Genomic DNA, 21,370 nt, shown 5'->3' on the forward strand with positions numbered 1-21,370 from the left:
ATTCATGACCATGACTGATCCGATCGCAGACATGCTCACGCGTCTGCGTAACGCGAACTCGGCGTACCACGACTCCGTGACGATGCCGCACAGCAAGATCAAGTCTCACATCGCGGAAATCCTCCAGCAGGAGGGTTTCATCACCGGCTGGAAGGTCGAGGACGCCGAAGTCGGCAAGAACCTCGTCGTCGAGCTCAAGTTCGGTCCGAACCGTGAGCGCTCCATCGCGGGCATCAAGCGGATCTCGAAGCCGGGCCTCCGCGTTTACGCGAAGTCCACCAACCTGCCGAAGGTCCTCGGCGGCCTGGGCGTGGCGATCATCTCCACGTCCCACGGTCTCCTGACCGGCCAGCAGGCGCAGAAGAAGGGCGTGGGTGGGGAAGTCCTCGCCTACGTCTGGTAGTCGGGAACGGAGGAATAGCAATGTCGCGAATCGGCAAGCTCCCCATCACGGTTCCCGCCGGCGTGGACGTCACCATCGAGGGCCGCACGGTCACGGTGAAGGGTTCCAAGGGCACCCTGAGCCACACCGTCGCCGCGCCGATCGAGATCGTTAAGGGCGAGGGCGACGTTCTGAACGTCACCCGTCCGAACGACGAGCGTCAGAACAAGGCCCTGCACGGCCTGTCCCGCACGCTGGTGGCCAACATGATCACCGGTGTGACCCAGGGGTACGTCAAGGCGCTCGAAATCAGCGGTGTCGGTTACCGCGTGGCCGCGAAGGGCTCCAACCTGGAGTTCCAGCTCGGCTACAGCCACCCGATCCTGGTGGAGGCGCCCGAGGGCATCTCCTTCAAGGTCGAGTCGCCGACCAAGTTCTCGGTCGAGGGCATCGACAAGCAGAAGGTCGGCGAGGTCGCCGCGAACATCCGCAAGCTGCGGAAGCCCGACCCGTACAAGGCCAAGGGCGTCAAGTACGCGGGCGAGGTCATCCGCCGCAAGGTCGGAAAGGCTGGTAAGTAAGCCATGGCATACGGTGTCAAGATCGCCAAGGGCGACGCTTACAAGCGCGCCGCGAAGGCGCGCCGTCACCTGCGCATCCGCAAGAACGTGTCGGGTACGGCGGAGCGTCCGCGCCTCGTCGTGACGCGCTCGAACCGCGGTATCACCGCGCAGGTCATCGACGACCTCAAGGGTCACACCCTGGCGTCGGCGTCCCACCTGGACGCTTCCGTCCGCGGTGGCGAGGGCTCCAAGTCCTCGCAGGCCCAGCAGGTCGGCGCCCTGGTCGCCGAGCGCGCCAAGGCCGCCGGTGTCGAGGCCGTCGTGTTCGACCGTGGTGGCAACAGGTACGCCGGGCGCATTGCCGCTCTGGCTGACGCCGCCCGCGAAGCCGGGCTGAAGTTCTAAGCCCCGGTTCCGGGACTAACGGACGTAACAGAGAGAGGTATTCCAATGGCTGGACCCCAGCGCCGCGGCAGCGGTGCCGGTGGCGGCGAGCGGCGGGACCGGAAGGGCCGCGACGGTGGCGCTGCCGCCGCCGAGAAGACCGCGTACGTTGAGCGCGTAGTCGCGATCAACCGCGTCGCCAAGGTTGTCAAGGGTGGTCGTCGTTTCTCCTTCACCGCGCTGGTCGTGGTGGGTGACGGTGACGGCACCGTGGGTGTCGGTTACGGCAAGGCCAAGGAGGTGCCGGCCGCCATCGCCAAGGGTGTTGAGGAGGCCAAGAAGCACTTCTTCAAGGTCCCCCGTATCCAGGGCACCATCCCTCACCCGATCCAGGGCGAGAAGGCCGCGGGCGTCGTCCTGCTCAAGCCGGCTTCCCCCGGTACCGGTGTTATCGCCGGTGGCCCGGTGCGCGCCGTTCTCGAGTGCGCCGGCGTTCACGACATCCTGTCGAAGTCGCTCGGCTCCGACAACGCGATCAACATCGTGCACGCGACCGTGGAGGCCCTGAAGGGCCTGCAGCGTCCCGAGGAGATCGCGGCTCGCCGTGGTCTGCCGCTCGAGGACGTCGCCCCCGCGGCTCTGCTTCGTGCGCGTGCGGGAGCGGGTGCGTAATGGCTCGCCTCAAGATCACGCAGACGAAGTCGTACATCGGCAGCAAGCAGAACCACCGCGACACGCTGCGTTCGCTCGGGCTCAAGCGCCTGAACGACGTGGTCGTCAAGGAGGACCGCCCCGAGTTCCGCGGAATGGTGCACACCGTCCGCCACCTCGTGACGGTTGAGGAGGTCGACTGATCATGGCGGAGAACAACCCGCTCAAGATCCACAACCTCCGTCCCGCCCCGGGCGCCAAGACCGCCAAGACCCGTGTGGGTCGTGGTGAGGCGTCGAAGGGTAAGACGGCCGGTCGTGGTACCAAGGGCACCAAGGCCCGTTACCAGGTTCCGGAGCGCTTCGAGGGTGGCCAGATGCCCCTCCACATGCGTCTCCCGAAGCTCAAGGGCTTCAAGAACCCGTTCCGCACCGAGTACCAGGTCGTGAACCTGGACAAGCTGGCCGCGCTCTACCCGCAGGGTGGCGAGGTCACGGTGGCCGATCTGGTCGCCAAGGGTGCGGTTCGTAAGAACCAGCTCGTCAAGGTCCTGGGCCAGGGCGAGGTCTCCGTGGCGCTGCAGGTGACGGTCGACGCCGTCTCCGGCTCCGCCAAGGAGAAGATCGCCGCCGCCGGCGGCACCGTCACCGAGCTCGTCTGAGACGACTCGATGGCCTGAACATCCGACCGGGGATGCCTCTCAAAAGGGGCATCCCCGGTTGGTCGTTCCTAGGGGGGCATGGTCGCCGGTAAGGTGGCGTGCACCGTCCATGCTCATGCGGTATAGACCGCCGGGGCCGGGACCGATCCACCCAGTCATTGTCGAATCACAAAACCGTCACCTCTGACGCATAGCGCGGGGGTCGCAGGAGGCACCGTGCTCACCGGCTTCGCCCGGGCGTTCAAGACGCCCGACCTGCGCAAGAAGCTGCTCTTCACGCTGGCGATCATCGTGCTGTACCGCCTCGGGGCCCACATCCCCGTTCCCGGCGTCAGCTACGAGGCCGTCCAGATGTGCGTGGACCAGGCGAGCGAGGGCAACAACAGCCTGTTCGGCCTGGTGAACATGTTCAGTGGCGGCGCACTGCTGCAGATCACCATCTTCGCGCTCGGCATCATGCCGTACATCACGGCGAGCATCATCCTGCAGCTGCTCACCGTCGTGATCCCGCGACTGGAAGCCCTCAAGAAGGAGGGCCAGAGCGGCACGGCGAAGATCACGCAGTACACCCGTTACCTGACGATCGCGCTCGCGGTCCTGCAGGGCACGGGCCTCGTGGCCACCGCCAAGAGCGGCGCTCTCTTCAGCGGCTGCAACGTCGCCGACCAGGTCGTCCCGGACCCGTCGATCTTCACCATCGCCACCATGGTCATCACCATGACCGCGGGCACCGCCATCGTCATGTGGCTCGGTGAGCTCATCACCGACCGCGGCATCGGCAACGGCATGTCGATCCTGATGTTCATCTCGATCGCCGCCGGCTTCCCGGGCGCCCTCTGGGCCATCAAGGAGAGCGGCAAGCTCGCCCAGGGCTGGATCGAGTTCGGCACCGTCATCGCCATCGGCTTCGTGATGGTGGCCCTGGTGGTCTTCGTCGAGCAGGCCCAGCGCCGTATCCCGGTGCAGTACGCGAAGCGCATGATCGGCCGCAGGTCGTACGGCGGTACGTCCACGTACATCCCGTTGAAGGTGAACCAGGCAGGTGTGATTCCTGTCATCTTCGCGTCCTCGCTGCTCTACATCCCGCTCCTCGTGACCCAGTTCACGGGTGGGGATTCGAGCTGGTCCCGGTGGATCCAGGCCAACATGGTCGACGGCAAACCGTTCCATGTCGCCGTTTACTTCCTCCTGATCGTGTTCTTCGCCTTCTTCTACGTGGCGATCTCGTTCAACCCCGAGGAAGTCGCGGACAACATGAAGAAGTATGGTGGCTTCATCCCGGGTATCCGGGCTGGTCGACCTACTGCCGAGTACCTGAGCTACGTGCTCAACCGGATCACTTGGCCGGGCTCGCTGTACTTGGGTCTGATCGCTCTTGTGCCGACGATGGCGTTGGCGGGCTTCGGCGGTGCCAATGCCAACTTCCCCTTCGGTGGGACGAGCATCCTCATCATCGTGGGTGTCGGGCTGGAGACCGTGAAGCAGATCGAGAGCCAGCTCCAGCAGCGCAATTACGAAGGGTTCCTCCGCTGATGCGAATCGTCCTCGTCGGACCGCCCGGGGCCGGCAAGGGAACGCAGGCCGCGTTCCTTGCCAAGAACCTGGACATCCCGCACATCTCCACCGGCGACCTGTTCCGTGCCAACATCTCGCAGGGCACGGAGCTGGGCCTGGAGGCGAAGGGTTACATGGACCGGGGCGAGCTCGTCCCGGACGAGGTGACCATCGGGATGGCCAAGGACCGCATGGAGCAGGCGGACGCCGCGAACGGCTTCCTGCTCGACGGGTTCCCGCGCAACGTGGCCCAGGCCGAGGCCCTGGATGTCGTCCTGAAGGCCGACGACATGCAGCTGGACGCGGTTCTGGACCTCGAGGTCCCCGAGGACGAGGTCGTGAAGCGGATCGCGGGTCGCCGCATCTGCCGCAACGACTCCTCGCACGTCTTCCACGTCGAGTACAACGCCCCCAAGACCGCGGGCGTCTGCGACACCTGTGGCGGCGAGCTCTACCAGCGCGCGGACGACTCCGAGGAGACCGTCCGCACCCGCCTGGAGGTCTACCACACGCAGACCGAGCCGATCATCGACTACTACCGGGCGCAGAACCTGGTCGTGACGATCTCGGCGCTCGGCAAGGTGGACGAGGTCACCGCGCGTGCGATGGACGCGCTGAAGAAGTAACCCCACGCTCACGCGGTACGGCCGCGGTGCCCCTCACGGGCGCCGCGGCCGTATCGTTGTTCTGTCCCCGTACTCCCCTGGAAAGGCCCCCGTCACGATGGTGCAGATCAAGACCCCGGAGCAGATCGCGAAGATGCGCGAGGCGGGGCTGGTCGTCGCCGCCATCCACGCGGCGACGCGCGAGGCGGCCGTGCCGGGCGCCACGACGAAGGACCTGGACGAGGTCGCGCGCAAGGTGATCGCCGACCACGGGGCGAAGTCGAACTTCCTCGGGTACGGCGGCTTCCCCGCGACCATCTGCACCTCGGTCAACGAGGTCGTGGTCCACGGCATCCCCGACGAGAAGACCGTCCTCAAGGACGGCGACATCATCTCGATCGACGCCGGCGCGATCGTCGACGGCTGGCACGGCGACGCGGCGTACACCGCCTTCGTCGGCACCGGTCACGCCCCCGAGCTGGTCGAGCTCTCCCGGGTGACCGAGGAGTCGATGTGGGCCGGCATCGCCGCGATGCGGGTGGGCGCGCGCCTGGTCGACATCTCGAAGGCGATCGAGTCGTACATCAAGCGCCAGCCGCGGCCGGCCGTGGGCGACCACAGCCTGGGGAAGTACGGCATCGTCGAGGACTACGGCGGCCACGGCATCGGCACCGAGATGCACATGGACCCGCACCTGCTGAACTACGTCTCCCGCAAGCGCGGCAAGGGCCCGAAGCTGGTCCCCGGCTTCTGCCTGGCCATCGAGCCGATGGTCTCCCTCGGCACGCCACACACCGAGGTCCTCGCGGACGACTGGACGGTCGTCTCCACCGACGGCACCTGGTCCTCCCACTGGGAGCACAGCGTCGCCCTCACCGAGGAGGGCCCCCTGGTCCTCACCGCGGTCGACGGCGGCAAGGCGAAGCTGGCGGAACTGGGCGTGACGGCGGCGCCGGACCCGCTGGCGTAGCAGTCGTCGCCGGGCGGGTCCCGTCTCGCCGGGCGGGTCCCGTCTCGGCGGTCGGAGGCCGCCGCAGCGTCGCGAAGCTTGTGAGGCGCCCCGGCGCCGAGCCCGCGAGCGGTGCGGGAGGGGTTGGGTCGGCGGCGCCGGACCCGCTGGCGTAGCGGTCGTCGCCGGGCGGGTCCCGTCTCGCCGGGCGGGTCCCGTCTCGGCGGTCGGAGGCCGTCGCGGCGTCGCGAGGCTTGTGAGGCGCCCTGGCGCCGAGCCGGCGAGCGGTGCGTGAGGCAGGGCTGCCCCGCTGGCGCAGGTCCGCTTATCGATCTTCAGTGCTGGGCAAACTCCCCGGATTCGTCTTTTCCAGGGGCCTGACGTAGACTGATGCGTCGGCTCTCGTGTACCCGTGTGTCCGCACCGGGGAGTGAGAGTCGATCAAGGTAGCCGATTCGAAGGGCGAAGCGTGGCCAAGAAGCAAGGTGCCATCGAAATCGAGGGCACCGTGATCGAGTCCCTGCCGAACGCCATGTTCAAGGTGGAGCTCCAGAACGGTCACAAGGTCCTCGCGCACATCTCCGGCAAGATGCGGATGCACTACATCCGAATCCTCCCGGACGACCGGGTCGTCGTGGAGCTGTCTCCGTACGACCTGACGCGTGGCCGGATCGTCTACCGGTACAAGTAGATCTTGCCCGCACCCCGCCTCCGCGCGCGGGTGGTGGCACTGACCCGGAGAACCTCACATCCCATGAAGGTCAAGCCGAGCGTCAAGAAGATCTGCGACAAGTGCAAGGTGATCCGCCGTCACGGCCGGGTCATGGTCATCTGCGACAACCTGCGCCACAAGCAGCGCCAGGGCTGACGCACGCCGACCGACCTGCAACTTCGCAGTTCTTCGCGCGACGCATAGCGATACGTACATACGCAGAGCCCGTCCGACCGCCCCGCGCGGTTGACGGCACCTCCGGCGGGGGCCGGGGACCCGACCTGTACCTCATACGGCAGCCGGGAACGGTTCTGCAGCAGACCCCCGAGCACACAGGAGCCATTGAATGGCACGCGTTTCCGGTGTTGACATCCCGCGCGAAAAGCGTGTGGTGGTCGCACTCACCTACGTCTTCGGCATCGGGCGTACCCGGTCCGAGGAGATCCTCGCCGCGACCGGCGTGAACCCGTCCACCCGTGTCCGCGACCTTGCCGAGGAAGACCTCGTCAAGATCCGCGAGTACGTGGACGCCAACCTCCAGACCGAGGGTGACCTCCGCCGCGAGATCGCCGCCGACATCCGCCGCAAGGTCGAGATCGGCTGCTACCAGGGCCTCCGCCACCGTCGTGGCCTGCCCGTCCGCGGTCAGCGCACCAGCACGAACGCTCGTACCCGCAAGGGCCCGCGTCGCGCCATCGCCGGCAAGAAGAAGCCGGGCAAGAAGTAGTCCTCAGCGGACGCTTGACCACACGGTCTTCGCTGTAGGACCGACCACCTCCCGTAGGAGATATAGATGCCCCCCAAGGGTCGTCAGGGCGCTGCCAAGAAGGTGCGCCGCAAGGAAAAGAAGAACGTCGCTCACGGCCACGCGCACATCAAGAGCACGTTCAACAACACGATCGTCTCGATCACGGACCCCTCGGGCAACGTGATCTCCTGGGCCTCCGCCGGCCACGTCGGCTTCAAGGGCTCGCGCAAGTCCACCCCCTTCGCCGCGCAGATGGCCGCCGAGTCGGCCGCCCGCCGCGCGCAGGAGCACGGCATGCGCAAGGTCGACGTCTTCGTCAAGGGTCCCGGCTCCGGCCGTGAGACCGCGATCCGCTCCCTCCAGGCCACCGGCCTCGAGGTCGGCTCGATCCAGGACGTCACCCCCACGCCGCACAACGGCTGCCGTCCCCCCAAGCGCCGCCGCGTCTGACGCACGGCCTGCTTGAGCAGGACTTTCGGGCGGTGCGTCCCCTTCCGGGGGCGTACCGCCCGTACCCTTGCAGTACGCAGTACCGCAAGACCCCCGTCGGGCGTCAAATAGTGGGCGTCCACGACTGAAGGAACACACATGCTTATCGCTCAGCGTCCGTCGCTGACCGAAGAGGTCGTCGACGAGTTCCGCTCCCGGTTCGTGATCGAGCCGCTGGAGCCAGGCTTCGGCTACACCCTCGGCAACTCGCTCCGCCGCACCCTCCTCTCCTCGATCCCGGGCGCCGCTGTCACCAGCATCCGGATCGACGGTGTCCTGCACGAGTTCACCACCGTGCCGGGCGTCAAGGAGGATGTCACCGACCTCATCCTCAACATCAAGCAGCTGGTCGTCTCCTCGGAGCACGACGAGCCGGTCGTGATGTACCTGCGCAAGCAGGGCCCGGGTCTGGTCACCGCCGCCGACATCGCGCCCCCGGCCGGTGTCGAGGTGCACAACCCCGACCTCGTCCTGGCGACCCTGAACGCCAAGGGCAAGCTGGAGATGGAGCTGACCGTCGAGCGCGGTCGCGGCTACGTCTCCGCCGTCCAGAACAAGCAGGTGGGCCAGGAGATCGGCCGTATCCCGGTCGACTCCATCTACTCGCCGGTTCTCAAGGTCACCTACAAGGTCGAGGCGACCCGAGTCGAGCAGCGCACCGACTTCGACAAGCTCATCGTCGACGTCGAGACCAAGCAGGCCATGCGCCCGCGCGACGCCATGGCGTCCGCCGGCAAGACCCTGGTCGAGCTGTTCGGTCTCGCCCGCGAGCTGAACATCGACGCCGAGGGCATCGACATGGGCCCGTCCCCGACGGACGCCGCCCTCGCCGCCGACCTCGCGCTGCCGATCGAGGAGCTGGAGCTCACGGTCCGCTCCTACAACTGCCTCAAGCGTGAGGGCATCCACTCCGTGGGTGAGCTCGTGGCGCGCTCCGAGGCCGACCTGCTCGACATCCGCAACTTCGGTGCGAAGTCGATCGACGAGGTCAAGGCGAAGCTGGCCGGTATGGGCCTCGCGCTGAAGGACTCGCCGCCCGGATTCGACCCGACCGCCGCCGCGGACGCCTTCGGCGCGGACGACGACGCGGACGCCGGGTTCGTCGAGACCGAGCAGTACTGACGGTCGCAGTTTTGCTGCGGGTCCGCTTCGGCTGATCGCGCAGTTCCCCGCGCCCCTTGCGGGGCGGGGTCTCCGACAGGTAACCGCCTGCTCGGATACTGACACCGGTACCTCATACGGCCGGTGCAGATCACAAGGAGAAACACCATGCCGCGTCCCGCGAAGGGTGCCCGCCTCGGCGGTTCCGCCGCTCACGAGAAGCTGCTCCTCGCCAACCTGGCGAAGTCGCTGTTCGAGCACGGCCGCATCACGACGACCGAGGCCAAGGCCCGCCGTCTGCGTCCCGTCGCCGAGCGCCTGATCACCAAGGCGAAGAAGGGCGACATCCACAACCGTCGCCTGGTGCTGCAGACGATCACCGACAAGGGCATCGTCCACACCCTCTTCACCGAGATCGCCCCGCGCTACTCGGAGCGTCCGGGTGGTTACACCCGTATCACCAAGATCGGCAACCGTCGTGGCGACAACGCCCCGATGGCCGTGATCGAGCTGGTCGAGGGCGAGATCGCCAAGAAGGCGACCGTCGCCGAGGCCGAGGCCGCCACCAAGCGCGCCGTCAAGGAGGCCGACGAGGCCGCCGCCGTCGAGGCGACCGAGGATGTGGCGAAGGACGCGTAAGCGTTCCCGCGACGTTTCTCGCGGACGGGCCCGTACCCCCTGGGGTGCGGGCCCGTTCCCGTGTGTCTGAGAGGATTTTCTGGTGAGTGATGACGTGCAGCCCGGGTTCGTACGGGTGCGGCTCGACCTTTCGTACGACGGCCGGGACTTCTCCGGGTGGGCCAAGCAGGCCCGCGGGCAGCGGACCGTGCAGGGCGAGATCGAGGACGCGCTGAAGACCGTGACGCGGTCCCCGGAGACGTACGAGCTGACCGTCGCCGGCCGGACCGACGCCGGGGTGCACGCGCGCGGGCAGGTCGCGCACGTGGACCTGCCGGAGGGGCTGTGGCAGGAGCACCGCGAGAAGCTGCTGCGGCGGCTCGCGGGGCGGCTTCCGCACGACGTGCGGGTGTGGAGCGTCGCCGAGGCCCCCGCGGGCTTCAACGCCCGTTTCTCGGCGATCTGGCGGCGGTACGCCTACCGGGTCACCGACCACCCCGGCGGCGTCGACCCGCTGCTGCGCGGGCACGTCCTGTGGCACGACTGGACGCTCGACATGGACGCCATGAACGAGGCCGCGGCCGCGCTCATCGGCGAGCACGACTTCGCCGCGTACTGCAAGAAGCGCGAGGGCGCGACCACCATCCGCACCCTCCAGGAGCTGCGCTGGGAGCGGCGGCCCGACGGCATCATGGAGGCCACGGTCAAGGCCGACGCCTTCTGCCACAACATGGTCCGCTCGCTGGTCGGCGCGCTCCTCTTCGTCGGCGACGGGCACCGGCCGGTGGAGTGGCCGGGGAAGGTGCTGGCCGCCGGCGTGCGGGACTCCGCCGTCCACGTCGTACGCCCGCACGGCCTCACCCTCGAAGAGGTCGGCTACCCGGCCGACGACCAGCTGGCCGCGCGCAGCCGCGAGGCCCGCAACAAGCGGACCCTGCCGGGCGTCGCCGGCTGCTGCTGAGCTGGAGCGGGCTCCTGCCGCGGGTGCGGGTGGTCACCTGCCGAGCGCTGCGTGCGCGTTGCGCAGCCAGACCTTGAGGTTGCTCTTCATCGTGGTGAGTTCCTCGGCGCGGTTCTCGATGATCTGCTTCTCGTAAGCCGACCGCACCGTGAGCATGACGCCGAGGTAGTTCGCCTTCCGGCGGCACTCGGTGTCGGCCTTCGCGGTGGCGATCTCCTCGCCGGTGGCTCGCGAACTCCGCGCCCAGCGCTCGTCACCGGAGGCGTCTCCCGGCGTCTTGTAGTCGAATCCGCTTTCCTTCATGCAGCCGGACCACTTCTTCTGCATGTCCTGCGTCCGGCTGTCCTGCAGGGTGTAGGCGGCGGCGTCGTACTGGATCAGGCCGAGCAGGGACTCCACCGCGCTCAGCGGAGTGATCGACTGCCCGTCGATCACTTCCAGGGGCGGGCCGTTGTCGGACTTCACCGTGCGCGGCGGTTCGGCGCCTTCGGTCAGGGCCCTGTTCACGTGGTTGGTGCAGCCGCCTTCCGGGACCTTCTTCCCGGCAAACGAGGTCGTTTCTCCATTGAGGAGGGAGAGCTGTACCTTGTCCGCGCGCATGTCCCATTGGGCGCCCTGGCTGTTCTCGATATCAGTCGTACTCTTGTCCGGCTTCTTGTATCCGAGAGCGGCGGCTTCGTCCTTGGTCGGGAACTCCATCTCGGAGTAGTCCTGGGTGGACGAGACCGCTCGGGGGATGGGCTGCGGGTTCTTTGTGTAGCCAAGGTCTTTCAGGCACTTATTGACGAGGATTGCCTCTGCCTGCTGCAGCGCCAGGTACTCGGATTCCTTGGGCCAGTAATCGTCCATGGGTGACGTCACGGCACTGGCTTTGAACTCGTGAATTGCCGGTATGGCGGCGATTTTCGGCTCTGTGGGCTTCGGTGGCCCTTGCGGGTCCTGGAAGCTTGTGCAGCCGGTCAGTGCCAGTGCCGTCAATCCTGCAAGAGCGAGTTTTCTGCGCACGCTATTAGCCTTCCCTGCTTACGCGGAAGGGGTGGGCGGCCCGGGCCGCCCACCCCTGTACCTGAAGTTCTCAGCAGCCGTACTTGGAGTACGAGGAGGCGATGTTGTCGTAGTTCACGACCTGCTGGACCTGGGGGCCGTAGCGGTAGACGAGCGTGCCCAGCTGGGTGCCCTTGGGGATGTTGAGCGGGATGCCCTTGAAGTCGACGTGCGGGAAGAGCGAGTAGCCGCGGCAGGAGGTGCCGCCGCCGCCCCGGGCGGAGCTGATGTCGTCGCCGATGTAGCCGTGGTCACCCTGGTACCAGTACTTCCCGTGGAAGTTCTTGTCGTTGGGGGTGCCCAGGTCGTAGTAGCCCTTGGACGTGTTGAAGTGGGTGGCGTCGTAGACGCACAGGTCGGTCGAGCTGCAGGAGCCGTTGCCCGTCGAGGCGCTGGCCGCCGGAGCGGCCATGAGGCCGACACCCAGCGCCAGGGCGCCGGCGGCTGCGACGGTGCCGATCTTTCCTGCGATGTTCTGAGCGAACATTGATTCCTCTTTCTCTTCCTCGTGGTCAGTGAGGTGGCGGAGAGAAAAAGGGGGTGTGATTCTTTGTCCTGAATGCCCGGCCGGTGCATCCCGGGACGTCCCCCTGTCGCATTGCATCCGAATGGCTGCGATGCGCCCCCCGTGCAGTCGATGCGTGATCAACCTATCAACGCAGCGTGCCGATCCGTCATCTTATTTGAGCTAGATTTGAGCTTCCTCTCCCCGGAGTGTGCGATTGCCTCGCTGTGATATGAGTGAAGGGATTGACCATCATGCCGGGGGAAGGGGGAGACCATGTTCTCCGAGAGGAAAGCGGAATCCGACCTCTCGAATAGTGCGGGCCGTTCGGCCGGGATCAGAGGGAAGCGGATCTGGGTCGTGGTGGTGGGAGTCGGTGCCGTCCTCATGTCCGGTACGGGGGTGATCGCGGCACAGGTCGTGAAGTCGCCGGCCCAGGCGGCGGCGGACACCTCCGCACCGCCGCCGAGTGTGCTGACCGCGCCGGTGGAACGCCGGGTCCTCGAAGAGAGCGTCATCATCAGGGGGAAGGTGACCGCCCGGCAGTCCGTCGACGTGACGCCTTCCGGAACCGGCGCCGACGGGGCCGGTAAGCAGGTCGTCACCAAGCTGTGGGTGAAGGCCGGGGGCACTTTCCAGGCGGGCCGGGTACTGGTGGAGGTCTCCGGTCGGCCGATCTTCGCGCTGCGGGGCACGCTTCCCGTCTACCGGGACCTGAAGCCCGGGGCCACGGGGGACGACGTGGCTCAGCTCCAGAGGGCCTTGAACGAGCTCGGCCGCTCCACCGGATCGGACCGCAAGGGGCGGTTCGGCCAGGGGACCATGCGGGCGCTGTCCGGTTTCTACGCGAGCATCGGATACACGCCGCAGCCGGCCGAGCCGGACGGCGAAGCCCTGGTCGCCTCCGCGCAGGACGAGGTGACCGCCGCAGAACGGCGCCTGGAGGACGTCCGCCGGTCGGCCCGCCGGCCCGCGGACGAGGGCGAGCGGGGCGGGGAGGCGGGCGCGGCCGACAAGAGCGCCGAGCGCCCGGCGAACGAGAATCCGGACCGGCAGGAACGCAAACGTGCCGAGGAGGATCTCGTGAAGGCCCGCGGTGTGCTCGCGGAGGCCAGGCTGAAGTCAGGCCCCATGCTGCCGGCGTCCGAGGTCGTGTTCATGCCCGGCTTCCCGGCGCGGGTGGACGCGGTGTCCGCCCAGGTCGGTTCACAGGTGACGGGAAAGGTACTGACCGCCTCCACCGGCGACCTGGTCGTCCAGGGCTATCTGCAGCCGCATCAGAAGAGCCTGGTGCGGCCCGGTCAGAAGGTGGAGATCCTTTCCGAGGAGTCCGGTGAGACGGTGGCGGCCAAGGTCGCCGCGGTCGCGGACCGTGTCGCGCAGGCACAGCCGGCCGACGGCACCCCTGATGGGACGGCCACAGGTCAGGACGGCGCGGGCGCGACCGGGCCGGAGTGGCGGGGCTTCCTCATGACCGTCGCTCCCGAGAAGAAGCTCGCCCCGGTTCTGAACGGCCAGGAGGTACGGCTCACGGTGCAGGCCGCAGCAACGAGATCCGAGGCGCTGGTGGTACCCGTATCGGCCGTGAGCTCGGGCGCGGACGGCCGGACCACCGTCACGGTTCTCGGGCCCGGCGACCGGCGGCAGCGCGTACGCGTCACCCCCGGCGCGCAGGGAGACGGCTTCGTGGAGGTGCGACCGGTCGCCGGTGAGCGTCTCGCTGAGGGGGACGACGTGGTCGTCGGGGTGAGGGAGCGGTCCGGACCGGCGGCGGAGCGGGGCGGGGAGGGCGGGGAATGAGCGGCGCCGCACCGGTGATCGAGTTCCGCCGCGTAGGTCTGAGCTACCCAGGACCGCCGCCGGTGGAGGCGTTCAAGCCCTGTGACCTCACCGTTCGGCGCGGTGAGTTCGTCACGGTGGTCGGGCCGTCCGGATCGGGCAAGTCGACCTTCCTGAACATAGCGGGGCTGCTCGACGTACCCACCCAGGGCAGCTACCTGCTCGACGGTATGGACACGGGCACGCTCAGGGATGTGGACCGTACGGCACTGCGCGGTCGCAGGATCGGGTTCGTCTTCCAGTCCTTCCACCTCCTGCCGCACCGCAGCGCTCTTGAGAACGTCGCGCTCGCGACGGTCTACAACGGATTCGAGCGCGCGGGGCGCCGCGCCGCCGCGCGTGACGCACTGGAAAGAGTCGGGCTCGGGCACCGGGTGCACTCCCTGCCGACCATGCTGTCCGGAGGCGAGCGGCAACGTGTCGCCATCGCCCGCGCCCTGGTGTCCCGACCGTCGCTGCTGCTGTGCGACGAGCCGACCGGAAACCTGGACTCCGCCACCGCGGCCTCCATCCTGACCCTGCTGGACGAACTGCACGCCGACGGAATGACCCTGGTGGTCATCACCCACGACCAGGCTGTCGCGGCACGCGGAGCCAGAACCGTCACCATCCGTGATGGTGTGATGAGTGAGCAGGTGTCGGTATGAGGCGGGCGCTCCGATGGTTCAGCGAGCGGAGTAGGCTCCAGGGCCGCAGGAGGAGAGACGCGGCATCCGTCCTCCCCTCCCGCTTCAGTCCGCGCGATTTGATCGCGGAGTCCGTGGCAGGCGTCCTGCAGAGACCGGCGCGCTCCGTCCTGACCATGCTGGGCACGGTCCTGGGCGTGGGTTCTTTCGTCGCCGTCCTCGGGCTGACGGCGACCACGTCGTCCCAGATCGACGCTCGGTTCAATGTGCTCACCGCGACGGAGGTGACGGTGGAGGACGTCGCCAAGGAGCAGAACGAGTTCGCCGGAGCGGCCTTTCCGCCGGATGCGGACGGCCGGGTGGGCCGGCTCAACGGAGTCGAGCACGCGGGCGTCTACTGGACGGTGCAGCCCGACCGGGCCCTGAAAGTGAGCACGGTTCCGTTCGGGGGCGGGACCGGAGCCGGTATGGACATGCAGGTGCTCGCCGCCTCCTCCGGGGTGATCGACGCCGCCCGCCCGGTCCTGTCGCAGGGGCGGACCTTCGATCCCTGGCACGACCGGACAGGGCAATCCGTCGCGCTCATCGGCTCGGGGCTGGCCTCCCAACTGGGCGTCACGACCCTGGAGACACATCCCGCGCTGTTCATCGGGGGTGAGGCGTTCACCGTCATCGGCATCGTCAAGGACGTGGAGCGCAAGGCCGACCTGCTCCTCTCCGTCGTCGTGCCTCGCACCACGGCCGAGAGGATCTGGGGCGCCCCGTCCACGGGCGCCAAGATGCTGATCTCGACGCGGATGGGCGCGGCCCGGCAGGTGAGCGAGGAAGCGCCCTACGCACTCCGGCCGGACCATCCGGAGTACGTGAAGGCAGTGCCGCCGCCCGACCCCAGAACGCTTCGTTCCGACGTCTCGTCCGACCTCGGTGAGCTCTTCCTGCTGCTCGCCGGGATCTGCCTGATCATCGGCGCCGTCGGAATCGCCAACACCACGCTGGTCGCCGTCCTTGAACGGACCGCCGAGATCGGGCTGCGCCGGGCCCTGGGGGCCCGGGCGCGGGACATCACGGCTCAGTTCCTCACCGAGTCCGGCGCGCTCGGGGCCTTCGGCGGGCTGATCGGTACGAGCCTGGGGACCGCCGTGGTCGTCGGCGTGGCGGTCGCGCGGGACTGGACTCCGGTCCTGCACCCGGCGACGGTGGCCTCCGCTCCCGCTATCGGTCTCCTGACCGGCCTGGTGGCCGGGCTCTATCCCGCCTGGCGTGCGGCGCGGATCGAACCGGTCGAAGCGCTGCGGCGCTGACCAGGGGGAAGCCCATCCGGCCCCGCCGGGCTAGCGGGGCGGGGCCGAGGCGGCGGCGGCCGCCTTCGCCTGGCTCTTGCCGCGGGCGTAGATCTGGTTGAAGACGAAGGTGCCGAGGTCGTCGCTGGCCGTGAAGACCGGCTTGTCCTTGGTGGTGACCTTCTTGCCGTTCGCGAAGCCGCCCTGGGTGAAGTAGGCGTAGCGGCCGACCGAGTTGGCGCGGCGCAGGCAGACGGTGGCGTGGCAGAAGGTGCCGACGCCCTTGCCGGCGAGCGGTGCGATGCCGCCGGTGGCCTGCTTCTTCGCGGCCAGGGCCGCCTTCTCGGAGGGGAAGACGGCCACGCCGACGGTGATCGCCACGCCGTCCTTGACGTAGGTGGCGCGCAGCACGCGCTCGCAGCCGTTCTTCTGCAGGACCGATCCGAGCCCGCCCGAGGTGACCGAGGCGCAGTTCGTCGTCGCCGAGGTCGCGCCCTTCTTGTACGGGCGGCCGAACATGGTGAGCTTCGTGCCGGGGAAGAGGCCCTCGGCGGTCAGCGGCGCCGTGTCCTTCTTCGGGTCGGTGATGTAGTCCTTCGGGTCCGGCGGGGGCGGCGGGGCGACGGAGGAGAAGGTCGGCGCGGGGGTGGGGGAGGCCGTCGCGGTGACGGAGCCCGTGGGGGTCGGGCCGCCGTTCTTGGCCTCGTCGTTCTTCTTGTTCGTGGCGACGACGGCGGTCGCGACGAGCGCGCCGACGGCGAGCGTCGCGACGACCCCGCCGGCGATCAGCAGCTTGCGCCTGCGGCGGCTGCCGGCCGCGGAGGCGTCCGCGAGGGCGCCCCAGTCAGGGGTGCCGTCGCCGCCGCCCTGGGGCTGCTGCCACGGTGGCGGCTGCTGTCCGTAGCCGGGCTGCTGCTGCGGCGGCGGGTACCCGTACCCGTGCTGCGGCTGCTGCTGTCCGTACCCCTGCTGCCCCTGCTGCCCCTGCTGCTGCGGCTCCTGCGGCCACTGCGGTCCCCCAAAGCTCATGCCGCGCATCCTAAACCGCTTGGGAGAAGCGGGCGCGGGCGGTGACAATGCACCTCATGGGACACGTCGAGGCCGCGCATCTGGAGTACTACCTTCCCGACGGGAGGGTCCTCCTCGGGGACGCCTCCTTCCGGGTGGGGGAGGGCGCCGTCGTCGCGCTCGTCGGGGCCAACGGCGCCGGCAAGACCACCCTCCTGCGGATGATCGCCGGGGACCTCCAGCCGCACGGCGGCTCCGTCACCGTCAGCGGCGGGCTCGGCGTGATGCCGCAGTTCATCGGCTCCGTACGGGACGAGTCGACCGTCCGCGACCTGCTGGTCTCCGTGGCGCACCCGCGGATCCGGGAGGCGGCGAAGGCCGTCGACGAGGCCGAGCACCTGATCATGACCGTCGACGACGAGGCCGCGCAGATGAGGTACGCGCAGGCCCTCGCCGACTGGGCCGAGGTGCAGGGCTACGAGGCCGAGACGCTGTGGGACATCTGCACGACGGCCGCGCTCGGCATGCCGTACGACAAGGCGCAGTTCCGGCAGGTGCGGACGCTCTCCGGCGGCGAGCAGAAGCGGCTGGTCCTGGAGTCGCTGCTGCGCGGCACCGACGAGGTGCTGCTCCTCGACGAGCCGGACAACTATCTGGACGTGCCGGGCAAGCGGTGGCTGGAGGAGCGGCTGCGGGAGACCCGTAAGACCGTGCTCTTCATCTCCCACGACCGGGAGCTGCTCTCCCGGGCCGCGCAGAAGATCATCGCGGTGGAGCCCGGCGCGGGCGGCTCCGACGTGTGGGTGCACGGCGGCGGCTTCGACACCTTCCACGAGGCGCGGCGGGAGCGGTTCGCCCGCTTCGAGGAGCTGAAGCGGCGCTGGGAGGAGAAGCACGCGCAGCTGAAGAAGCTGGTCGTCAACCTGCGGCAGGCGGCCGCGGTCAGCCACGAGATGGCGTCCCGGTACGCGGCGGCGCAGACCCGGCTGCGGAAGTTCGAGGAGGCGGGTCCGCCGCCGGAGCCGCCGCGCGAGCAGGACATCCGGATGCGGCTGCGCGGCGGCCGTACCGGCGTCCGCGCCGTGACCTGCGAGAACCTTGAGCTCACGGGCCTGATGAAGCCCTTCTCCCTGGAGATCTTCTACGGGGAGCGGGTCGCCGTCCTGGGCTCGAACGGCTCCGGCAAGTCCCACTTCCTCCGCCTCCTGGCCGGCGACGGGTCGGTCGCCCACACGGGCCTGTGGAAGCTGGGCGCGCGGGTCGTCCCCGGGCACTTCGCGCAGACCCACGCCCACCCCGAGCTCGCCGGGCGGCCGCTCGTCGACATCCTGTGGACGGAGCACGCCAAGGACCGGGGCGCGGCGATGTCGATGCTGCGGCGGTACGAGCTGGAGCGGCAGGGCGACCAGCCCTTCGACAAGCTCTCCGGCGGCCAGCAGGCCCGCTTCCAGATCCTCCTCCTGGAGCTGGCCGGCACGACCGCGCTGCTCCTGGACGAGCCGACGGACAACCTGGACCTGGAGTCCGCGGAGGCCCTCCAGGACGGCCTGGAGTCGTACGAGGGCACGGTCCTCGCCGTCACCCACGACCGCTGGTTCGCCAAGAGCTTCGACCGCTACCTGGTCTTCGGCTCGGACGGCGTCGTGAGGGAGACCACGGAGCCGGTGTGGGACGAGCGGCGGGTCGAGCGGGCGCGCTGACCTGGCGGTCGGCGGGACGGGGAGGTTCGGGCGGGCGGCGCGGTCGGCATGGCGGCGAGGTCCATCCGACGATCGGTGGGCGGAGTCCGGCGCAGCCGGCCGAAGCCGGGGAGGCCCCCTGGGGCCGAGCCGTGCGAGGGCGGCGTCAGGAGCGGGGTCCGCGGAGCCGGTGTGGGACGAGGTGGGGGTCCCCCCTGGTCGAGCGGGCGCGCTGAGCTGGGGGGCTGTGGCATTTTGACCCGTCGGGGGTGGCGCGGGTACTGTTGCGGTTTGTTATGCGTAGTGGCTTCGTCGTTCTCACGCGAAGAGGCCGTGCGCAGGTTCCCTGGAGCAGTTACCAGTGGCTCGCATACGGGCGGTGACCCGGCAGTGCAGGCCCCAGCTGCATGATCGCTTCAGGTGTGTCTGGACTCCATCCACTGAAGAAGCGAAGGCTACGAAGTGCGTACGTACAGCCCCAAGCCCGGCGATGTCACTCGCCAGTGGCACATCATCGACGCGCAGGACATCGTCCTGGGCCGTCTGGCGACGACGGCTGCGAACCTCCTGCGAGGCAAGCACAAGCCGGTCTACGCCCCCCACATGGACATGGGCGACTTCGTCATCATCATCAACGCCGACAAGGTTCACCTGTCCGGCAACAAGAAGACCCAGAAGATGGCGTACCGCCACTCCGGCTTCCCGGGTGGTCTGCGCTCCGTCCGTTACGACGAGCTGCTCGACAAGAACCCCGAGAAGGCTGTCGAGAAGGCCATCAAGGGCATGATCCCCAAGAACACCCTGGGCCGTCAGATGCTCTCGAAGCTGAAGGTCTACGCGGGCGCCGAGCACCCGCACGCTGCCCAGCAGCCGGTCCCGTTCGAGATCACCCAGGTCGCGCAGTAGTTCCGGCCACACCCCCTAAGAACGAAAGAAATCTGAGGAGCATCGTGGCCGAGACCACCCCCGAGACCCCCGTCGACGAGTTCGAGGGCGTCGAGGAGTACACCACCGAGACCGAGATCGTCGAGGGTGACTACACCTCCGAGTCCCTCGCGTCCCGCTTCGGCGACCCGCAGCCGGCCGCCGGCCTGGGCCGTCGCAAGAACGCCATCGCCCGCGTCCGGATCGTCCCGGGCACCGGCAAGTGGAAGATCAACGGGCGTACGCTCGAGGACTACTTCCCGAACAAGGTCCACCAGCAGGAAGTCAACGAGCCCTTCAAGGTGCTCGAGCTCGACAACCGCTACGACGTCATCGCCCGCATCGCCGGTGGCGGTGTCTCCGGCCAGGCCGGCGCCCTGCGCCTCGGCGTGGCCCGTGCCCTGAACGAGGCCGACGTCGAGAACAACCGCCCGGCGCTGAAGAAGGCCGGCTTCCTCTCCCGTGACGACCGCGCGGTCGAGCGGAAGAAGGCCGGTCTCAAGAAGGCCCGCAAGGCTCCGCAGTACAGCAAGCGTTAATCGCCTGCTCGCACTGCTTGTTCGTACGCCCCGGCGCACTGCGCGTGCCGTCGGGGCGTACGTTTTTTCTCAACCTTTTTCACCTTCCAGTCTTTGGGCACGCATTTTCGGAGGACAGCTGTGGGACGACTCTTCGGCACCGACGGCGTACGCGGCGTAGCCAACGCCGACCTGACGGCGGAGCTCGCGCTCGGCCTGTCGGTCGCGGCGGCGCACGTGCTCGCCGAAGCGGGGACCTTCGAGGGCCATCGGCCGACGGCCGTGGTCGGACGGGACCCGCGGGCGTCCGGAGAGTTCCTGGAGGCCGCGGTCGTCGCCGGTCTCGCCAGCGCCGGCGTCGACGTGCTGCGCGTCGGCGTCCTGCCGACCCCGGCCGTCGCCCACCTCACCGGCGTCCTCGGCGCCGACCTCGGCGTGATGCTCTCCGCCAGCCACAACGCCATGCCCGACAACGGCATCAAGTTCTTCGCCCGCGGCGGCCACAAGCTCGCCGACGACCTGGAGGACAAGATCGAGGCCGTCTACGAGGAGCACCGCACCGGTGCCCCGTGGGACCGCCCGACCGGTGCCGGCGTCGGCCGCGTCCGCGACTACACCGAGGGCTTCGAGACGTACGTCGCCCACCTCCTCGGCGTGCTGCCCAACCGCCTCGACGGCCTGAAGATCGTCCTCGACGAGGCCCACGGCGCCGCCGCCCGCGTCTCGCCCGAGGCCTTCACCCGCGCCGGCGCCCAGGTCGTCACCATCGGCGCCGCCCCCGACGGCCTCAACATCAACGACGGCTGCGGCTCCACCCACCTGGAGCTCCTCAAGGCCGCCGTCGTCGAGCACGGCGCCGACCTCGGCATCGCCCACGACGGCGACGCCGACCGCTGCCTCGCCGTCGACCACACCGGCGCCGAGGTGGACGGCGACCAGATCCTCGCCGTGCTCGCCCTCGCCATGCGCGAGGCCGGCACCCTGCGCGGTGACACCGTCGTCGCCACCGTCATGTCCAACCTGGGCTTCAAGCTCGCCATGGAGCGCGAGGGCCTCACCCTCCTCCAGACCGCGGTCGGCGACCGCTACGTCCTGGAGTCCATGAAGCAGCACGGCTACGCCCTCGGCGGCGAGCAGTCCGGGCACGTCATCGTGCTCGACCACGCCACCACCGGCGACGGCACCCTCACCGGCCTCATGCTGGCCGCCCGGGTCGCCGCCACCGGCAAGTCCCTCGCCGAGCTGGCCTCCGTCATGGAGCGGCTGCCGCAGATCCTGATCAACGTCAAGGACGTCGACAAGTCCCGCGTCGCCACCTCCGGCGAGCTCGCCTCCGCCGTCACCGACGCCGAGCGCGAGCTGGGCACCACCGGCCGGGTCCTGCTCCGCTCCTCCGGCACCGAGCCGCTGGTCCGCGTCATGGTCGAGGCCGCCGACATCGAGCAGGCCCGCTCGGTCGCGCAGCGCCTCGCCGACGTCGTGAAGTCCGCCCTCGGCTGAACCTCCTGAGCGGTACGGGAAGGGCCCCGCGCACTCCGGTGCGGCGGGGCCCTTCTCCGTATCCGGGGA

Annotated in this window: 26 protein-coding genes; 23 read left to right on the forward strand and 3 right to left on the reverse strand. The window is 68.8% G+C overall.

Annotated elements, in window-relative coordinates:
• The first annotated feature begins 4 nt into the window (after window positions 1–4).
• From rpsH to truA, 16 genes are all read left to right on the forward strand, one after another.
• Complete coding sequence (gene rpsH / locus HHL19_RS11975) at window positions 5–403, forward strand: 30S ribosomal protein S8 (RefSeq protein ID WP_169088482.1); 399 nt, start codon at window positions 5–7, stop codon at window positions 401–403.
• A 20-nt stretch (window positions 404–423) separates the two neighbouring features.
• Window positions 424–963 carry a 50S ribosomal protein L6 gene (gene rplF, locus HHL19_RS11980; protein ID WP_169088484.1) on the forward strand — a complete coding sequence of 180 codons (540 nt, stop codon included), beginning with the start codon at window positions 424–426 and terminating at the stop codon, window positions 961–963.
• A 3-nt stretch (window positions 964–966) separates the two neighbouring features.
• Window positions 967–1,350, forward strand: coding sequence for a 50S ribosomal protein L18 (gene rplR, locus HHL19_RS11985; RefSeq protein WP_169088486.1), 384 nt, complete (start codon window positions 967–969; stop codon window positions 1,348–1,350).
• A 45-nt stretch (window positions 1,351–1,395) separates the two neighbouring features.
• The gene (gene rpsE, locus HHL19_RS11990; protein ID WP_030201551.1) at window positions 1,396–2,001 is read left to right on the forward strand and encodes a 30S ribosomal protein S5; all 606 of its coding nucleotides are present in this window, start codon (window positions 1,396–1,398) and stop codon (window positions 1,999–2,001) included.
• A complete protein-coding gene (rpmD, locus tag HHL19_RS11995) occupies window positions 2,001–2,183 on the forward strand; it encodes a 50S ribosomal protein L30 (RefSeq protein ID WP_005313525.1) in 183 nt (60 codons plus the stop codon). Before rpsE ends, rpmD begins: the two co-directional genes overlap by 1 nt.
• 2 nt (window positions 2,184–2,185) lie before the next feature.
• Entirely contained in the window at window positions 2,186–2,641 is a 456-nt protein-coding gene (rplO, locus tag HHL19_RS12000; protein WP_169088488.1) for a 50S ribosomal protein L15, read from the forward strand.
• 216 nt (window positions 2,642–2,857) lie between these two features.
• Window positions 2,858–4,174 carry a preprotein translocase subunit SecY gene (secY, locus tag HHL19_RS12005; RefSeq protein WP_169088490.1) on the forward strand — a complete coding sequence of 439 codons (1,317 nt, stop codon included), beginning with the start codon at window positions 2,858–2,860 and terminating at the stop codon, window positions 4,172–4,174.
• Complete coding sequence (locus tag HHL19_RS12010) at window positions 4,174–4,821, forward strand: adenylate kinase (RefSeq protein ID WP_169088492.1); 648 nt, start codon at window positions 4,174–4,176, stop codon at window positions 4,819–4,821. The genes secY and HHL19_RS12010 overlap by 1 nt, the downstream gene beginning before the upstream one ends.
• Before the next feature lie 97 nt (window positions 4,822–4,918).
• On the forward strand, window positions 4,919–5,770 hold the full coding sequence (gene map, locus HHL19_RS12015) for a type I methionyl aminopeptidase (RefSeq protein WP_169088494.1): 852 nt from the start codon (window positions 4,919–4,921) through the stop codon (window positions 5,768–5,770).
• 448 nt (window positions 5,771–6,218) lie between these two features.
• On the forward strand, window positions 6,219–6,440 hold the full coding sequence (gene infA, locus HHL19_RS12020) for a translation initiation factor IF-1 (protein ID WP_003956442.1): 222 nt from the start codon (window positions 6,219–6,221) through the stop codon (window positions 6,438–6,440).
• Window positions 6,441–6,503: 63 nt separating this feature from the next.
• A complete protein-coding gene (gene rpmJ / locus HHL19_RS12025) occupies window positions 6,504–6,617 on the forward strand; it encodes a 50S ribosomal protein L36 (protein WP_003956441.1) in 114 nt (37 codons plus the stop codon).
• Between the two features lie 190 nt (window positions 6,618–6,807).
• A complete protein-coding gene (gene rpsM / locus HHL19_RS12030) occupies window positions 6,808–7,188 on the forward strand; it encodes a 30S ribosomal protein S13 (RefSeq protein ID WP_015035595.1) in 381 nt (126 codons plus the stop codon).
• A gap of 66 nt (window positions 7,189–7,254) precedes the next feature.
• Window positions 7,255–7,659, forward strand: coding sequence for a 30S ribosomal protein S11 (gene rpsK / locus HHL19_RS12035; protein ID WP_003956432.1), 405 nt, complete (start codon window positions 7,255–7,257; stop codon window positions 7,657–7,659).
• A gap of 138 nt (window positions 7,660–7,797) precedes the next feature.
• Window positions 7,798–8,820, forward strand: coding sequence for a DNA-directed RNA polymerase subunit alpha (locus HHL19_RS12040; protein WP_004946635.1), 1,023 nt, complete (start codon window positions 7,798–7,800; stop codon window positions 8,818–8,820).
• Window positions 8,821–8,967: 147 nt separating this feature from the next.
• Window positions 8,968–9,438: a 50S ribosomal protein L17 gene (gene rplQ, locus HHL19_RS12045; RefSeq protein WP_169088496.1), complete on the forward strand. Its 471-nt coding sequence runs from the start codon at window positions 8,968–8,970 to the stop codon at window positions 9,436–9,438.
• 82 nt (window positions 9,439–9,520) lie between these two features.
• Window positions 9,521–10,378, forward strand: a complete 858-nt coding sequence (gene truA / locus HHL19_RS12050; protein WP_169088498.1) for a tRNA pseudouridine(38-40) synthase TruA — start codon at window positions 9,521–9,523, stop codon at window positions 10,376–10,378.
• Window positions 10,379–10,411: 33 nt separating this feature from the next.
• Here the strand turns inward: truA and HHL19_RS12055 are convergent, their stop codons facing one another.
• Together HHL19_RS12055 and HHL19_RS12060 are read right to left on the reverse strand one after the other, a co-directional pair.
• On the reverse strand, window positions 10,412–11,383 hold the full coding sequence (locus HHL19_RS12055) for a hypothetical protein (RefSeq protein ID WP_169088500.1): 972 nt from the start codon (window positions 11,381–11,383) through the stop codon (window positions 10,412–10,414).
• Window positions 11,384–11,453: 70 nt separating this feature from the next.
• Entirely contained in the window at window positions 11,454–11,909 is a 456-nt protein-coding gene (locus HHL19_RS12060) for a hypothetical protein (protein ID WP_169088502.1), read from the reverse strand.
• A 294-nt stretch (window positions 11,910–12,203) separates the two neighbouring features.
• On the opposite strand from HHL19_RS12060, the gene HHL19_RS12065 reads away from it, so the two are divergent.
• From HHL19_RS12065 to HHL19_RS12075, 3 genes are read left to right on the forward strand one after another with little or no spacing between them, the layout of a single operon-like run.
• The gene (locus tag HHL19_RS12065) at window positions 12,204–13,727 is read left to right on the forward strand and encodes a peptidoglycan-binding protein (RefSeq protein ID WP_240981535.1); all 1,524 of its coding nucleotides are present in this window, start codon (window positions 12,204–12,206) and stop codon (window positions 13,725–13,727) included.
• Window positions 13,724–14,413: an ABC transporter ATP-binding protein gene (locus HHL19_RS12070; protein WP_169088504.1), complete on the forward strand. Its 690-nt coding sequence runs from the start codon at window positions 13,724–13,726 to the stop codon at window positions 14,411–14,413. Before HHL19_RS12065 ends, HHL19_RS12070 begins: the two co-directional genes overlap by 4 nt.
• The gene (locus tag HHL19_RS12075) at window positions 14,410–15,693 is read left to right on the forward strand and encodes an ABC transporter permease (RefSeq protein ID WP_169088506.1); all 1,284 of its coding nucleotides are present in this window, start codon (window positions 14,410–14,412) and stop codon (window positions 15,691–15,693) included. Before HHL19_RS12070 ends, HHL19_RS12075 begins: the two co-directional genes overlap by 4 nt.
• Window positions 15,694–15,723: 30 nt before the next feature.
• Here HHL19_RS12075 and HHL19_RS12080 read toward each other — a convergent pair whose 3' ends face one another.
• On the reverse strand, window positions 15,724–16,701 hold the full coding sequence (locus tag HHL19_RS12080) for a hypothetical protein (protein ID WP_169088508.1): 978 nt from the start codon (window positions 16,699–16,701) through the stop codon (window positions 15,724–15,726).
• A 56-nt stretch (window positions 16,702–16,757) separates the two neighbouring features.
• On the opposite strand from HHL19_RS12080, the gene HHL19_RS12085 reads away from it, so the two are divergent.
• From HHL19_RS12085 to glmM, 4 genes are all read left to right on the forward strand, one after another.
• On the forward strand, window positions 16,758–18,380 hold the full coding sequence (locus tag HHL19_RS12085) for an ATP-binding cassette domain-containing protein (RefSeq protein WP_206324746.1): 1,623 nt from the start codon (window positions 16,758–16,760) through the stop codon (window positions 18,378–18,380).
• A 441-nt stretch (window positions 18,381–18,821) separates the two neighbouring features.
• Complete coding sequence (rplM, locus tag HHL19_RS12090) at window positions 18,822–19,265, forward strand: 50S ribosomal protein L13 (RefSeq protein ID WP_169088509.1); 444 nt, start codon at window positions 18,822–18,824, stop codon at window positions 19,263–19,265.
• 44 nt (window positions 19,266–19,309) lie between these two features.
• On the forward strand, window positions 19,310–19,822 hold the full coding sequence (rpsI, locus tag HHL19_RS12095) for a 30S ribosomal protein S9 (protein ID WP_030750225.1): 513 nt from the start codon (window positions 19,310–19,312) through the stop codon (window positions 19,820–19,822).
• 120 nt (window positions 19,823–19,942) lie between these two features.
• Window positions 19,943–21,301, forward strand: coding sequence for a phosphoglucosamine mutase (glmM, locus tag HHL19_RS12100; protein ID WP_169088511.1), 1,359 nt, complete (start codon window positions 19,943–19,945; stop codon window positions 21,299–21,301).
• Window positions 21,302–21,370 lie beyond the last annotated feature (69 nt).

The sequence above is a fragment of the Streptomyces sp. R302 genome (assembly GCF_012927245.1).
Classification (GTDB): domain Bacteria; phylum Actinomycetota; class Actinomycetes; order Streptomycetales; family Streptomycetaceae; genus Streptomyces.